Source organism: Streptomyces roseirectus, assembly GCF_014489635.1.
Classification (GTDB): domain Bacteria; phylum Actinomycetota; class Actinomycetes; order Streptomycetales; family Streptomycetaceae; genus Streptomyces; species Streptomyces roseirectus.
This window is the reverse complement of the sequence record NZ_CP060828.1, coordinates 2,714,033-2,728,789: the sequence shown is the minus strand read 5'-3', so window position 1 is coordinate 2,728,789 and position 14,757 is coordinate 2,714,033. Positions and strand designations below refer to the sequence as shown.

The 14,757-nt window shown below is 70.5% G+C and carries 10 protein-coding genes; 8 read left to right on the top strand and 2 right to left on the bottom strand.

Annotation, left to right across the window (positions count from 1 at the left end; translation table 11 throughout):
* The first annotated feature begins 106 nt into the window (after nt 1-106).
* Complete coding sequence (ftsY, locus tag IAG44_RS11095) at nt 107-1,285, top strand: signal recognition particle-docking protein FtsY (protein WP_187746973.1); 1,179 nt, start codon at nt 107-109, stop codon at nt 1,283-1,285.
* Nucleotides 1,286-1,429: 144 nt separating this feature from the next.
* Here ftsY and IAG44_RS11090 read toward each other — a convergent pair whose 3' ends face one another.
* On the bottom strand, nt 1,430-2,083 hold the full coding sequence (locus IAG44_RS11090; RefSeq protein WP_187746972.1) for a bifunctional DNA primase/polymerase: 654 nt from the start codon (nt 2,081-2,083) through the stop codon (nt 1,430-1,432).
* A gap of 461 nt (nt 2,084-2,544) precedes the next feature.
* Here IAG44_RS11090 and nsdA point away from each other — a divergent pair, with 461 nt between their 5' ends.
* From nsdA to ftsH, 6 genes are all read left to right on the top strand, one after another.
* Nucleotides 2,545-4,023 (top strand): transcriptional repressor NsdA, encoded by a 1,479-nt coding sequence (gene nsdA / locus IAG44_RS11085; protein WP_187746971.1) that lies wholly within the window; start codon nt 2,545-2,547, stop codon nt 4,021-4,023.
* A gap of 327 nt (nt 4,024-4,350) precedes the next feature.
* On the top strand, nt 4,351-5,685 hold the full coding sequence (locus IAG44_RS11080; protein ID WP_187746970.1) for an ammonium transporter: 1,335 nt from the start codon (nt 4,351-4,353) through the stop codon (nt 5,683-5,685).
* Nucleotides 5,682-6,020, top strand: coding sequence for a P-II family nitrogen regulator (locus IAG44_RS11075; protein WP_003997576.1), 339 nt, complete (start codon nt 5,682-5,684; stop codon nt 6,018-6,020). Before IAG44_RS11080 ends, IAG44_RS11075 begins: the two co-directional genes overlap by 4 nt.
* A gap of 26 nt (nt 6,021-6,046) precedes the next feature.
* Entirely contained in the window at nt 6,047-8,485 is a 2,439-nt protein-coding gene (locus tag IAG44_RS11070; RefSeq protein ID WP_187746969.1) for a [protein-PII] uridylyltransferase, read from the top strand.
* A gap of 93 nt (nt 8,486-8,578) precedes the next feature.
* Entirely contained in the window at nt 8,579-10,126 is a 1,548-nt protein-coding gene (ffh, locus tag IAG44_RS11065) for a signal recognition particle protein (protein WP_187746968.1), read from the top strand.
* Between the two features lie 89 nt (nt 10,127-10,215).
* The gene (gene ftsH, locus IAG44_RS11060) at nt 10,216-12,144 is read left to right on the top strand and encodes an ATP-dependent zinc metalloprotease FtsH (RefSeq protein ID WP_187746967.1); all 1,929 of its coding nucleotides are present in this window, start codon (nt 10,216-10,218) and stop codon (nt 12,142-12,144) included.
* On the opposite strand, the gene IAG44_RS11055 is transcribed toward ftsH, so the two are convergent.
* On the bottom strand, nt 12,141-12,932 hold the full coding sequence (locus tag IAG44_RS11055; RefSeq protein ID WP_187746966.1) for a class I SAM-dependent methyltransferase: 792 nt from the start codon (nt 12,930-12,932) through the stop codon (nt 12,141-12,143). The two genes, ftsH and IAG44_RS11055, sit on opposite strands and share 4 nt — an antisense overlap.
* A gap of 205 nt (nt 12,933-13,137) precedes the next feature.
* On the opposite strand from IAG44_RS11055, the gene proS reads away from it, so the two are divergent.
* On the top strand, nt 13,138-14,553 hold the full coding sequence (gene proS, locus IAG44_RS11050; RefSeq protein ID WP_187746965.1) for a proline--tRNA ligase: 1,416 nt from the start codon (nt 13,138-13,140) through the stop codon (nt 14,551-14,553).
* Nucleotides 14,554-14,757: the final 204 nt, after the last annotated feature.

The window sequence follows — 14,757 nt, the reverse complement described above, 5'->3', positions numbered from 1 at the left end:
GGTGGGGGAGGGACCATAGCTGACGGCACGTCAGGTAACCAGGGGTACGTCACGCGGACGCCGGGGACCGGCCGGGGCGGAACAGGTCACGCATACTGGTCCTGTTATGGAAACCGTCATCCTTGTAGTCATCATCGCCGTGGTCCTGCTCGGGGCGATCGGTGGGCTCGTCGTCGGGGGGCGGCGCAAGAAGTCGCTGCCCGCTCCGCCGCCGTCCACCACGCCCGACCTGACCGCGCCCCCGGCCGAGCCGCACGTCGGTGACGAGGCCGAGACGCCGCGCGACGAAGAGCGGCGCACGATAGAGGAAGTCGACCTGCCGGTCGCCGAGGAGCCCGAGGCTCCCGCGATCGAGGTCCCCGAGCCCACGGCCGGCCGCCTCGTCCGGCTCCGCGCACGCCTCTCCCGCTCCCAGAACGCGCTCGGCAAGGGCCTGCTCACGCTGCTGTCGCGCGAACACCTCGACGACGACACGTGGGACGAGATCGAGGAGATCCTGCTCACCGCCGACGTCGGTGTCGCGCCGACCCAGGAACTCGTCGACGGTCTGCGCGAGCGCGTCAAGGTGCTCGGCACGCGGACGCCGGAGGAGTTGCGCGGGCTGCTCCGCGAGGAACTGCTCAAGCTGGTCGGCACGGACGTGGACCGGACCGTGCGGACCGAGCCCGAGGGGCGCAAGCCCGGTGTCGTCATGGTCGTCGGGGTCAACGGCACGGGGAAGACCACGACCACCGGCAAGCTCGCGCGCGTTCTCGTCGCCGACGGGCGGACCGTCGTGCTCGGGGCCGCGGACACGTTCCGGGCCGCCGCCGCCGATCAGTTGCAGACCTGGGGGGAGCGGGTCGGGGCGTATACCGTCCGGGGGCCCGAGGGCGGGGATCCCGCCTCCATCGCGTTCGACGCGGTGAAGGAGGGCAAGGAGATGGGGGTCGACGTCGTCCTCATCGATACCGCCGGGCGGTTGCACACCAAGACCGGGCTCATGGATGAGCTGGGGAAGGTCAAGCGGGTCGTCGAGAAGCAGGCGCCGCTCGATGAGGTGCTGCTTGTTCTTGACGCGACCACTGGGCAGAACGGGCTCGTTCAGGCTCGGGTGTTCGCGGAGGTCGTCGACATCACGGGCATCGTGCTGACGAAGCTGGACGGGACTGCCAAGGGTGGGATCGTCGTGGCGGTTCAGCGGGAGCTGGGGGTGCCGGTGAAGCTGATCGGGCTGGGGGAGGGTGCTGATGATCTGGCGCCGTTCGAGCCTGAGGCGTTTGTTGATGCGCTTATCGGGGACTAGGGGCGCCTACTGGGGTGCCTGGTTCGGTTGTGTGGCGGCTGCGGGTGCGTTGTGGTTGTTCGCGCAGTTCCCCGCGCCCCTAAAGAGCGACAGGTCGCCGCGCCTTGAAAAGTGCCCTCTCCTCTTGCTGGAGTGGGCACTTTTCTATGCCCTTGACCTGTGTGCCACGTACGCCAATGTGCCCAGGAGCAGCCTTGCTGCCGGGGGCTTTGTCGCTGAGTCCAGGTCTGGTGCGCGGAGCCACGTCACCGGGCCCAGGCCCGCTCGGTCCGACGGTGGGGCCGTGATGTATGCGCCTCTGCCCAAGCCCCGTAGGTCCAGGGCTGTCGGGTCGTCCCAGCCCATGCGGTAGAGGAGGTCGGGGAGGGAGGTGGCGGCGCCGGGGGCGACGAAGAAGTGGGCTCGGCCGTCCGGGGTCGCGGTCACGGGGCCGAGGGGGAGGCCCATGCGTTCGAGGCGGCTCAACGCGCGGCGGCCGGCCGGTTCGGCGACCTCGATGACGTCGAAGGCGCGGCCGACGGGGAGCATGGCCGGGGCGTCGGGGAGGGTGGACCAGAGGGCGGTCACCTCGTCGAGGGTGGCGCCCGCCGGGAGGTGGGGGAAGTGGGCGAGGGGGTGGGCGCCCGGCGTGCGGCAGGGGCGGCCGCAGGAGCAGGCGCCCGCGATGACATGGGCGCCCGGGACGACGTCCCACCCCCACAGGCCCGTGAACTCGGCGATGGCCGTGCACTCGGGGTGGCGACCGCGCCTGCGCGCGCCGGAACGGATCTCGCGAATGCCGCCGATCGTGAAGCCCATGCCCCCTCCAACGGGTCCGACGCACCGGTGGTCACGCAAAGGGCGCGGAGCGTGACTCTCCGTACTCATGATCTCCGGGATGCCGTCGGATCGGGGCGGCGCACTGAAGCGCGAGGGTGGTGAACCTGCCCGTGCGCGCCCCCGAGTGCATCCTCCCCTTCGCTCGGGCTGTCCCGCGTCAAGTCAATCGCGTACACGCCGCCCTGAGTTCATCCGAAGGGGTGGCGAATGGTGGCGATTCCCCGAACGCCATGGCCGGACGGGTGATCGTAGGATTACTTTGAGTGTGCGGGGCCTGGGGGAACACGCACCGGTGGGTATGCCGGAGGCAAGTCGCCCGTCAGTTCGAAGGGTGACAAACGCCGGACGGCAGGTCTATTTACCGGCATTCTGATAAGGCTTGGCGCAGTCGGGCGAAGCGGCCCGCGACTGCAAGTGGTCTCAGGGATGGGGGCGTTCCAGTGAGCGGCAACGAAGGCAGCGGGACGAGCGCGGACAAGCGTCCCAACGAGCTGCTCACCTCCTGGTTCGTGCGCAGCGGATGGTCCAAGGGCGAACTCGCCCGCCAGGTCAACCGCCGCGCCCGCCAGCTCGGCGCGGGCCACATCTCCACCGACACCTCCCGCGTACGCCGCTGGCTCGACGGCGAGAACCCCCGCGAGCCCATCCCGCGCATCCTCTCCGAGCTGTTCTCCGAACGGTTCGGCTGCGTCGTCTCCGTCGAGGACCTGGGCCTGCGCGCCGCCCGCCAGTCCCCGTCCGCCGGCGGCGTCGACCTCCCCTGGACCGGCCCCCAGACCATCGCCCTGCTCAGCGAGTTCTCCCGCAGCGACCTGATGCTCGCCCGCCGCGGCTTCCTCGGCACCTCGCTCGCCCTCTCCGCCGGGCCCACCCTCATCGAGCCGATGCAGCGCTGGCTCGTCCCCTCCCCGCCGAGCGCCCCCAGGGACGCCGGACCGCTGCCCACCAGCCGCGCCCGCGGCCGTCTCTCCCGACAGGAACTGGAGCTGCTGGAGGCGACGACCTCGATGTTCCGCAAGTGGGACGCGCAGTGCGGCGGCGGACTGCGCCGCAAAGCCGTCGTCGGCCAGCTCCACGAGGTGACCGACCTCCTCCAGGAACCCCACCCCGAGGACACCGCCAAACGCCTCTTCAAGGTCGCCGCCGAACTCGCCGAACTCGCCGGCTGGATGTCCTACGACGTGGGCCTGCAACCCACCGCCCAGAAGTACTTCGTCCTCGCCCTGCACGCCGCGAAGGAAGCCGGCGACCGCCCCCTCGGCTCCTACATCCTCTCCAACATGAGCCGCCAGATGATCCACCTCGGCCGGCCCGAGGACGCCCTCGAACTCATCCACCTCGCCCAGTACGGCAGCCGCGACTGCGCGAGCCCGCGCACCCAGGCCATGCTGTATGCGATGGAGGCCCGCGCCTACGCCAACATGGGCCAGCCGGGACGGTGCAAAAGGGCCGTCCGCATGGCCGAGGACACCTTCGCCGACGCCACCGAGTGGGACGAGCCCGACCCCGACTGGATCGGCTTCTTCACCGAGGCCGAGCTGTACGGCGAGAACTCCCACTCCTTCCGCGACCTCGCCTACGTCGCCGGCCGCAGCCCCGCCTACGCCTCCCTCGCCGAACCCCTCATGCTGCGCGCCGTCGACCTCTTCGCCAAGGAGTCCGACGACTACCAGCGCTCCTACGCCCTCAACCTGATCGGCGTCGCCACCGTCCACCTCCTCAAGCGGGAGCCCGAACAGAGCGCCAAATACGCCACCGAGGCCATGGTCGCCGCCAAGCGGGTCCGTTCCGAACGCGTCAACACTCGTATCCGAAAGACCGTCGACAACGCGGCCCGCGAATTCGGCGACCTGACCGACGTCGTCGACCTCACCGACCGCCTCGCCGCCGAACTCCCCGAGACCGCCGAAGCGGTCTGAACCCCCGAGAACCCCGGCCGCGGCCGGCCCTCCCGAACTGCCCGACTCGGCTCCCCCATGCCAGGTCATTCGGAGGTCCGACCGCGGCCGGCCTGTGCTCGCGGCACCAGAAGCGGGGGAGGTTGCGCCACGATAACGATCCCCGCGACGAACATCAGCCAATTCACCGACGCGTAACACACGCGACCCCTTCGTCACCGCCGCGAAACAGCGAGGGGCCCCGACCGAAACCGCGCTGCGCCAGTCTCAAGGCCCATAACCGGCCCGCCCCCACTCCGCAGCCGAGGCTTCGCCCGCACGGGGCCGTACGACGACGAGGAGACGCCGATGGCTCCAGCCATCACGCTCGCCGCAGACAAGCTGTCTGCCGCCAACACAGGCTTCATGCTCATCTGTTCCGCCCTGGTGCTGCTGATGACCCCGGGCCTCGCCTTCTTCTACGGAGGCATGGTCCGCGTCAAGAGCGCGCTGAACATGCTCATGATGAGCTTCATCAGCATGGGCATCGTCACCGTCCTGTGGGTGCTCTACGGCTTCTCCATGGCGTTCGGCACGGACCACGGCTCCCTCATCGGCTGGGAGTCGGACTTCGTCGGCTGGTCCGGCATCGACAAGATGGACATCTGGTCCGGCTACACCATCCCGGTGTTCGTCTTCGCCGTCTTCCAGATGATGTTCGCGATCATCACGCCCGCCCTGATAAGCGGTGCCATCGCCGACCGCGTCAAGTTCTCCGCCTGGGCCCTCTTCGTCGTCCTGTGGGCCACCGTCGTCTACTTCCCCGTCGCCCACTGGGTCTGGGGCACCGGCGGCTGGGCCTTCGAACTCGGCGTCATCGACTTCGCCGGCGGCACCGCCGTCCACATCAACGCGGGCGCGGCGGCCCTCGGCGTGATCCTCGTCATCGGCAAGCGCGTCGGCTTCAAGAAGGACCCGATGCGCCCGCACAGCCTCCCGCTGGTCATGCTCGGCGCGGGCCTCCTGTGGTTCGGCTGGTTCGGCTTCAACGCCGGGTCCTGGCTCGGCAACGACGACGGCGTCGGCGCGCTCATGTTCGTCAACACCCAGATCGCCACCGCCGCCGCCATGCTCGGCTGGCTCGCCTACGAGAAGATCCGCCACGGCGCCTTCACCACGCTGGGCGCCGCCTCCGGCGCCGTCGCCGGCCTCGTCGCCATCACGCCCTCCGGCGGCGCGATCACCCCCGTCGGCGCCATCTGCATCGGCCTCATCACCGGCGTCGTCTGCGCCATGGCCGTCGGCCTCAAGTTCAAGTTCGGCTACGACGACTCCCTCGACGTCGTCGGCGTCCACATGGTCGGCGGTGTCCTCGGCTCCGTCCTCATCGGCTTCTTCGCCAGCGGCAAGGGCCAGTCCGACGTCAAGGGCCTCTTCTACGGCGGCAACGCCGACCAGCTCTGGAAGCAGCTCGCCGGGGTCGGCGCCGTCCTCGCCTACTCCCTGATCGCCTCCGCGATCCTCGCCTTCCTCATCGACAAGACGCTCGGCATGCGCGTCGACGAGGACGAGGAGATCTCCGGCATCGACCAGGCCGAACACGCCGAGACCGCCTACGACTTCAGCGGCGCCGGCGGCGGCATCGTCAAGTCCGCCACCGTCCCCGCCGGAGCCGGGACCCAGTCCAAGAAGGTGGACGCATGAAGCTCATCACCGCCGTCGTCAAGCCCCACCGGCTCGACGAGATCAAGGAAGCCCTCCAGGCGTTCGGCGTCCACGGCCTGACGGTCACCGAAGCCAGCGGCTACGGTCGACAGCGGGGACACACCGAGGTCTACCGCGGCGCCGAGTACACCGTCGACCTCGTCCCCAAGATCCGCATCGAGGTGCTGGCCGAGGACGACGACGCCGAACAGCTCATCGACGTCATCGTCAAGGCCGCCCGCACCGGCAAGATCGGGGACGGCAAGGTCTGGTCCCTCCCGGTCGAGACGGCCGTACGGGTCCGCACCGGCGAGCGCGGCCCGGACGCGCTCTGACCGAAGAACAGAACAGGAGTCGCTGGGTGACGAGTACGGACGAGCGAAGCGAAACAGAGGACTCGGGACCCAGCGGCTACGCGGCGGCCCGGCTGCGCCTCCTCACCGAGGGGAGAGCGGCCGGGCCGCCGCGCCGCACCGCCCTCTCCGAACTGACGGACGACTGGCTCACCGGCCTCCTCACCTCCGCCACCGGCGACCTCAGAGGCGTCAGCCTCGTCGCCGTCGGCGGCTACGGACGCGGCGAACTCTCCCCCCGCAGCGACCTCGACCTCCTCCTCCTGCACGACGGCAGCGACCCCAAGGCCATCGCCACCGTCGCCGACCGCCTCTGGTACCCCGTCTGGGACCTCGGCCTCGACCTCGACCACTCCGTCCGCACCCCCGCCGAAGCCCGCAAGACCGCCGGCGACGACCTCAAGGTCCACCTCGGCCTCCTCGACGCCCGCCACCTCGCCGGCGACCTCGGCCTCACCTCAGGACTACGGACGGCGATCCTCGCCGACTGGCGCAACCAGGCCCCCAAACGCCTCCCCGAACTCCGCGAACTCTGCGCCGAACGCGCCGAACGCCAGGGCGAGTTGCAGTACCTCCTCGAACCCGACCTCAAAGAAGCCCGCGGCGGCCTCCGCGACGCCACCGCCCTCCGCGCCGTCGCCGCCTCCTGGCTCGCCGACGCACCCCGCGAGGGCCTGGACGACGCCCGCCGCAGACTCCTCGACGTCCGCGACGCACTGCACCTCACCACCGGACGCGCCACCGACCGCCTCGCCCTCCAGGAACAGGACCAGGTCGCCGCCGAACTCGGCCTCCTCGACGCCGACACCCTCCTGCGCCAGGTCTACGAAGCCGCCCGCGTCATCTCCTACGCCAGCGACGTCACCTGGCGCGAGGTCGGCCGCGTCCTGCGCTCCCGCGCCGTACGGCCGAAGCTGCGCGCCATGCTCGGCGGCGGCAAACAGATCGTCGAACGCTCACCCCTCGCCGAAGGCGTCGTCGAACAGGACGGCGAAGTCGTCCTCGCCCGCGCCGCCCGCCCCGAACGCGACCCCGTCCTCCCCCTGCGCGCCGCCGCAGCAGCCGCCCAGGCCGGACTCCCGCTCTCCCTGCACGCCGTCCGCCGCCTCGCCGCGACCGTACGGCCCCTGCCCACACCCTGGCCCGCCGAAGCCCGCGAGCAGTTGGTGACGCTGCTCGGCTCCGGACAGCCGACCATCGATGTGTGGGAGGCGCTGGAGGCCGAGGGACTCATCACCCGGCTGCTCCCCGACTGGGAACGCGTCCGCTGCCGCCCCCAGCGCAACGCCGTCCACATCTGGACCGTCGACCGCCACCTCATCGAAACGGCCGTCCGCGCCTCGGAGTTCACGCGGCGCGTCAGCCGGCCCGACCTGCTGCTGGTGGCCGCGCTGCTCCACGACATCGGCAAGGGCTGGCCCGGCGACCACTCCGTCGCCGGCGAGATCATCGTCAAGGACGTCGCCGCGCGCATCGGCTACGACCGGGCGGACGTCGCCGTGCTCGCGGCGCTCGTCCGGCACCACCTGCTGCTGGTCGACACCGCGACCCGGCGCGACCTCGACGACCCCGCGACCGTCCGCTCGGTCGCGGAAGCGGTCGGCACGCAGAGCACGCTGGAGCTGCTGCACGCCCTGACCGAGGCCGACGCGCTCGCCACCGGGCCGGCCGCCTGGTCCTCCTGGCGGGGTTCACTGGTCACGGAGCTGGTGAAACGGGTGAGCGCGGTCCTGGCCGGCGAAGAGCCCGCCGCGCCCGACACCTCCGCGCCCACCGCCGAGCAGGAACGCCTGTCCATCGAGGCGCACCGCACGGGCGGGCCGGTGCTGGCGCTGCGCGCCCAGACCCACGAGGAGGAGATGGACCCCGGTGAGCCGCTGGGTGTCGAGCTGCTGATCGCGGTGCCGGACCAGCCGGGGGTGCTGCCCGCGGTCGCCGGTGTCCTCGCGATGCACCGACTGACGGTCCGCACGGCCGAGTTGCGTGAGCTGGAGCTGCCGGACGGGGTGGATCAGGGGTCCGTGCTGCTCCTGGACTGGCGGGTCGCGGCGGAGTACGGGTCCCTTCCGCAGGCCGCGCGTCTGCGGGCCGACCTGGTCCGCGCGCTGGACGGTTCGCTGGACATCGCCGGGCGACTGGCGGAACGGGACGCCGCGTACCCCCGCCGCCGTGGCTGGGTGGCCCCGCCGCCCCGCGTGACCGTCGCTTCCGCCGCCTCCCGGCACGCCACGGTCATCGAGGTCCGCGCCCAGGACGCCCCCGGGCTGCTGTTCCGGATCGGCTCGGCCCTTGAGGACTCGGGGGTGCGAGTACGGAGCATGCACGTCTCGACGCTGGGTTCCAACGCGGTCGACGCGTTCTACGTCACCGGTTCCCAGGGGGCACCGCTGCCTGCGGACGAGGCGGGGGCGGTGGCGAGGAAGCTGGAGGAGACGCTGCGGGCGTGAAAGCCGGTGTCCCTGCCCGTCGTACGTAACGGGCAGGGCCGGATACCCTGGAAGACGCTCATACTGCCCCCGACTCCGAGGACCGACGTCGCCGTGTTCGATACGCTCTCTGACCGCCTGCAAGCTACTTTCAAGACCCTCCGGGGCAAGGGCCGGCTCAGCGAGGCGGACATCGACGCCACGGCTCGCGAGATCCGCATCGCGCTCCTCGAAGCGGACGTCGCCCTCCCGGTCGTGCGTTCGTTCATCAAGAACGTCAAGGAGCGGTCGCTCGGGGCCGAGGTCTCCAAGGCCCTGAATCCGGGCCAGCAGGTGCTCAAGATCGTCAATGACGAATTGGTCACCATCCTCGGCGGCGAAACCCGTCGTCTCCGCTTCGCCAAGACCGCGCCGACCGTCATCATGCTCGCCGGCCTCCAGGGCGCCGGTAAGACCACCCTCGCCGGGAAGCTCGGCAAGTGGCTGAAGGACCAGGGGCACTCGCCGCTCCTCGTCGCGTGTGACCTTCAGCGCCCCAATGCCGTCAACCAGCTGAGCGTCGTCGCCGAGCGGGCCGGGGTCGCGGTGTACGCGCCGCAGCCGGGGAACGGTGTCGGGGACCCGGTGACGGTCGCGAAGGACTCGATCGAGTTCGCGAAGTCGAAGGTCCACGACATTGTCATCGTGGACACCGCCGGTCGGCTGGGTATCGACGCGGAGCTGATGCAGCAGGCGGCGGACATCCGGGACGCGGTCTCGCCGGACGAGATCCTTTTCGTCGTCGACGCGATGATCGGCCAGGACGCCGTCAACACGGCGGAAGCGTTCCGTGACGGCGTCGGGTTCGACGGTGTCGTCCTGTCCAAGCTCGACGGTGACGCCCGAGGCGGTGCCGCGCTGTCCATCCGGCAGATCACCGGCAAGCCGATCATGTTCGCGTCGAACGGCGAGAAGCTGGAGGACTTCGACGCGTTCCACCCGGACCGGATGGCCTCCCGCATCCTCGACATGGGTGACCTGCTCACCCTGATCGAGCAGGCGGAGAAGACGTTCAGTCAGGAAGAGGCCCAGAAGATGGCCTCGAAGCTGGCGTCGAAGAAGGGCCAGGACTTCACCCTGGACGACTTCCTGGCCCAGATGGAGCAGGTCAGGAAGATGGGGTCCATCTCGAAGCTGCTCGGGATGCTCCCCGGCATGGGGCAGATCAAGGACCAGATCAACAACCTCGACGAGCGGGACGTCGACCGCACGGCCGCGATCATCAAGTCGATGACCCCGGCGGAGCGCCAGGACCCGACGATCATCAACGGCTCGCGCCGCGCCCGTATCGCGAAGGGTTCCGGCGTCGAGGTGAGCGCGGTGAAGGGCCTGGTGGAGCGGTTCTTCGAGGCGCGGAAGATGATGTCGCGGATGGCGCAGGGCGGCGGGATGCCGGGCATGCCGGGGATTCCGGGGATGGGCGGCGGTCCGGGCCGGACGAAGAAGCAGCCGAAGCAGGCGAAGGGCAAGCAGCGTTCCGGCAACCCGATGAAGCGCAAGCAGCAGGAGCTGGAGGAGGCGCAGCGCCGGGAGGCGGCGGCTCAGGGCAACGCGTTCGGGCTGCCGCAGCAGGGTGCGAAGGACTTCGAGCTGCCGGACGAGTTCAAGAAGTTCATGGGCTGATCCGGCACAGCGCACGACATCAAGGGCACCCTTCTCCGGAAGGGTGCCCTTCGTGTGCCGTGCGCGGGACGCTGTCGTACCGTCCGGATATGACGAACCCTGCCCCGCCGCGCAAGTCGCCGGACCAGCCCTGGCGTACCGAGGGGACCCCGGAGGAGCCGCCGAAGCCGTCGGGCGGGCGGTGGATGAGGGGTGGCTGGTGGCGGTTGGTGTTCACCGCGCTGGTCGTGTACCTGCTGGCGAACATCGTCCTGTCGTACTTCGGCGAGGACGAGCCGACGATCTCGTACACGGAGTTCAGCAAGCAGGTCGCCGTGGGCAACGTCAGCAAGATCTACGCCAAGGGCGACGCGATCCAGGGTCAGCTGAAGAAGGAGCAGAAGGACCCGGACGGCGGTGAGAAGTACACGAAGTTCAACACCGAGCGGCCCACGTTCGCGGACGACAAGCTGTGGGAGGGGCTGGCGAGGAACAACGTCACGGTGACGGCTGAGCCGGTCGTCCAGCACCGCAGTTTCCTGGTGAACCTGCTGATCTCGCTGGCGCCGATGCTGCTCCTGGTCGTGCTGTGGATCTTCATCGCGCGCCGGATGAGCGCGGGGATGGGCGGCGCGGGCGGGATGCTGGGCCGCAGGTCGGCGCCGAAGCCGGTGGAGCTGGAGGCGGGGGAGAAGCGGACGACGTTCGAGGATGTGGCCGGGATCGACGAGGTCGAGGGTGAGCTGAACGACGTCGTCGACTTCCTGAAGAACCCGGACGCGTATCGCCGGATGGGTGCGAAGATGCCACGCGGTGTGCTGCTCGCGGGTCCGCCGGGGACCGGTAAGACGCTGTTGGCGCGGGCGGTGGCGGGGGAGGCGGGGGTGCCGTTCTTCTCGGCGTCGGCGTCGGAGTTCATCGAGATGATCGTGGGGGTCGGGGCGTCGCGGGTGCGGGAGTTGTTCGCGGAGGCGCGGAAGGTGGCGCCGTCGATCATCTTCATCGACGAGATCGACACCATCGGGCGTGCGCGGGGCGGTGGTTCGGGGATGGGTGGGCATGACGAGCGTGAGCAGACGCTGAACCAGATCCTCACCGAGATGGACGGTTTCTCGGGTTCGGAGGGGGTGATCGTGATCGCGGCGACGAACCGGGCGGACGTCCTGGATCCGGCGCTGACCCGTCCCGGCCGCTTCGACCGCGTCGTCCAGGTGTCGCCTCCGGACCGGGGCGGGCGTGAGGCGATCCTGGAGATCCACACCCGGCAGATCCCGCTGGGCCCGGACGTCGACCTCGCGCAGGTGGCCCGGACGACGCCGGGTATGACGGGCGCGGAGCTGGCGAACCTCGCGAACGAGGCGGCGCTGCTGGCCGTCAAGCGCAAGCAGGACCAGGTCACCCAGACCGACCTCTCGGAGGCCCTGGAGAAGGTCCAGCTGGGCGCGGAGCGGCCGTTGGTGATGCCGGAGGAGGAGCGGCGCCGCACGGCGTATCACGAGAGCGGGCACGCCCTGTTGGGCATGCTCCAGCCGGGCGCGGACCCGGTGCGCAAGATCACGATCGTCCCGCGCGGGCGCGCGCTGGGGGTGACGCTGTCGACGCCGGACGCGGACAAGTACGCGTACACGGAGGAATACCTGCGGGGCCGGATCATCGGTGCGCTGGGTGGGATGGCGGCCGAGCAGGTGGTGTACGGGGTGATCACGACCGGTGCGGAGAGCGATCTCGAGCAGGTCACGAACATCGCGCGCGGGATGGTCGCCCGCTGGGGCATGAGCGAGCGCGTCGGCCGTCTCTCCGCCCTCCCGAACGACGCCCAGTCCGCGTACGGCCTCGCCGCCGCGCCGCAGACCCTCGACGTGATCGACGGGGAGATGCGGCGCATCGTCGACGAGTGCTACGAGGAGGCGTGCCGCAAGCTGACCGAGCACCGGGGTCAACTGGACGCGCTGGCGCTGGCGTTGCTGGAGAGCGAGACGTTGGAGGAGGCGGACGCGTACCGGGTCGCGGGGATCACGCGCCTGGCCAAGGACGATTAGGGCACGCGGGCGATCAGGTACCGGAAGACGTTGGGCATCCAGACCGTGCCGTCCCGGCGTGTGTAGGGGTGCAGGGCTTCCCTGATCTCCTTGTCGACCTGGTGCGCGTCGCCGGCTTCGACGGCCGCGTCGAAGAGTTCGGTGGAGAGCAGGCCGCGGACGGCGCTGTCGGTGTCGGCGTAGCCGAAGGGGCAGGCGACGCGGCCGGAGCCGTCGGGCTTGAGGCCCGCCTGGCGGGCGGTCTCCTCCAGGTCGTCGCGGTGGGCGGGGCGCCAGCCGCCGTACAGGGGGTCGGCGACGCGCAGGACGCCGGCGGTGGCGCAGCGTTCGGGGGGACCCCAGCCGGCGAGGACGACGGGGGCGCCGCGTTCGGCGCGGCGTACGGCGTCGCCGAGGAGGTCGGTGGTCTCGAAGGCGGTGACGAGGGTGTAGGGCAGGTCCGTCTCGGGAAGCGCGTCGGCGAGGCGGGTACGCGTACGCGCGCGGGGGGACCAGCTGTCGGGTTGCAGGCGCTCGCGCGCGAGGGCGAGGCGTCCGGGGTTGCGGGGTTCGACCCCGGTGACGTCGGCTCCCCGGGAGGCGGCCATGAGGAGGGCGAGGCCCGCTCCGCAGCCGAGGGCGACCATCCGGGTCGCGGGGCCGACGTCGAGACGGTCGTACGCGGCCTCGTAGAGGGGGACGAGCATGCGTTCCTGGATCTCGGACCAGTCACGTGCGCGGGTACCCGGTTCCGTGGGCGGTGCGGTGCCCGCGTGGGGGAGGTTCTGGCGCACGAGCGTAGGTGTCATCGAAAAGCGCCCCAATCCGCCGAGAGTTCTCGAAGAGTGTGTCGCTGTCGCCGATCCGCGTGGCCCCCGTGCGTCGCCGCGGCACGTCTCCAGGTAACTCCCGGACGGGGGAGCCGTCCAGGGGTCGAAGGGGGCGGTTTACGGGCCTGTAGGCGGAGGCGAAAAGAATTCACGTGTCCGCAACGTGGGCCCGTAGCATCGCGGCATGGCGAAAGCACCTGTTCTCACGCCGCGCGGTGCCGACTTCCCGCGCTGGTACCAGGATCTGATCACCAAGGCCGAACTGGCCGACAACGGCCCGGTGCGCGGCACGATGGTGATCCGACCGTACGGGTACGGGCTGTGGGAGCGGATGCAGGCGGAGATGGACGTCCGGATCAAGGCGACGGGCGCGCAGAACGCGTACTTCCCGCTGCTGATCCCCCAGTCGTACCTCACCCGCGAGGCCGACCACGTCGAGGGGTTCGCCCCCGAACTCGCGGTCGTCACGCACGGCGGCGGCAAGGAGCTGGAGGAGCCGGCGGTCGTCCGCCCGACCTCCGAGACGATCGTCAACGAGTACTTCTCGAAGTGGGTCCAGAGCTACCGCGATCTGCCGCTGCTCATCAACCAGTGGGCCAACGTGGTCCGTTGGGAGCTGCGCCCCCGTCTCTTCCTGCGCACCTCGGAGTTCCTGTGGCAGGAGGGCCACACGGCGCACGCGACGTACGAGGAGGCCCGGGAGTTCGCGGCGCGGATCCACCGGGACGTGTACGGGGACTTCCTGACGAACGTCCTGGCCGTCGACTTCGTCGCGGGCCGCAAGACGCCCAGGGAGCGGTTCGCGGGGGCGATCAACACGCTCACGCTGGAGAGCATGATGGGCGACGGCAAGGCCCTGCAGATGGTCACCAGCCACGAGCTGGGCCAGAACTTCGCGCGCGCCTTCGACACCCGCTACCTCTCCAAGGACGGCACCCAGGAGCACGTCTGGCAGACGTCCTGGGGCTCGACGACCCGCATGATCGGTGCCCTGGTGATGACCCACGGCGACGACGACGGCCTGCGCGTCCCGCCGCGCCTCGCGCACGTCCAGGTCGTGGTTCTCGCCGTGAAGGACGACGACGCGGTTCTGGCCAAGGTCCGCGAACTCGCCGAACGGCTGCGCGCGGCGGGCCTGCGCGTGCGCGTGGACGACCGTACCGACACCCCCTTCGGGCGCCGCGCGGTCGACTGGGAGCTGAAGGGCGTCCCCGCGCGCGTGGAGGTCGGCCCGCGTGACCTGGCCCAGGGCACGGCGACGCTCGTGCGCCGTGCCCCCGGCAGCAAGGAGCCGGTCGCCCTGGACGCGCTTCCCGCCCTGCTTCCGGGGTACCTGGAGGACGACCAGGCTCTCCTGCTCCGGCAGTCCCGCGCGCGCCGGGAGTCGCGGACGGTGGACTGCGCGTCGTTCGAGGAGGCGGTCGAGGCGGCGAGCGCGGGCGGCTGGGCCCGGGTGCCGTGGTCGGTGCTCGGCGAGGAAGGCGAAGTCAGGCTGGGGGAACGGGCGTTGACCGTACGGTGTCTGCTCGCGGAGGACGGGTCGGTGCCGGGCGACGGGGACGCACCGGGTAACGTCGCCATCGTCGCGCGCGCGTACTGAGGGCGGTGCCCCGGGGGCGTGAGGGCGGCCGAAAGGGCTCTTGCGCCCCGGGGGATTCGGGCTCGCCCGGCGCGTGGAGACGGCGTACACGCCGGGGCGTATCTGTGCCTACGCACCACCTTGCGGTGAGCTGTGAGGCTTCTCCGCAGTTCAGCGCACCCGCCCTCGTCTTCGCTCATCAGCGGCAACTGACGGGTACGTGCA

What these genes read in the sequence shown, in the direction of transcription:
- IAG44_RS11075 (WP_003997576.1), top strand. Translation starts at nt 5,682, where the DNA reads ATGAAGCTCATCACCGCCGTCGTCAAGCCCCACCGGCTCGACGAGATC.
- IAG44_RS11055 (WP_187746966.1), bottom strand. Translation starts at nt 12,932, where the DNA reads ATGACACCTACGCTCGTGCGCCAGAACCTCCCCCACGCGGGCACCGCA.
- ftsY (WP_187746973.1), top strand. Translation starts at nt 107, where the DNA reads ATGGAAACCGTCATCCTTGTAGTCATCATCGCCGTGGTCCTGCTCGGG.
- ftsH (WP_187746967.1), top strand. Translation starts at nt 10,216, where the DNA reads ATGACGAACCCTGCCCCGCCGCGCAAGTCGCCGGACCAGCCCTGGCGT.
- proS (WP_187746965.1), top strand. Translation starts at nt 13,138, where the DNA reads ATGGCGAAAGCACCTGTTCTCACGCCGCGCGGTGCCGACTTCCCGCGC.
- IAG44_RS11080 (WP_187746970.1), top strand. Translation starts at nt 4,351, where the DNA reads ATGGCTCCAGCCATCACGCTCGCCGCAGACAAGCTGTCTGCCGCCAAC.
- IAG44_RS11090 (WP_187746972.1), bottom strand. Translation starts at nt 2,083, where the DNA reads ATGGGCTTCACGATCGGCGGCATTCGCGAGATCCGTTCCGGCGCGCGC.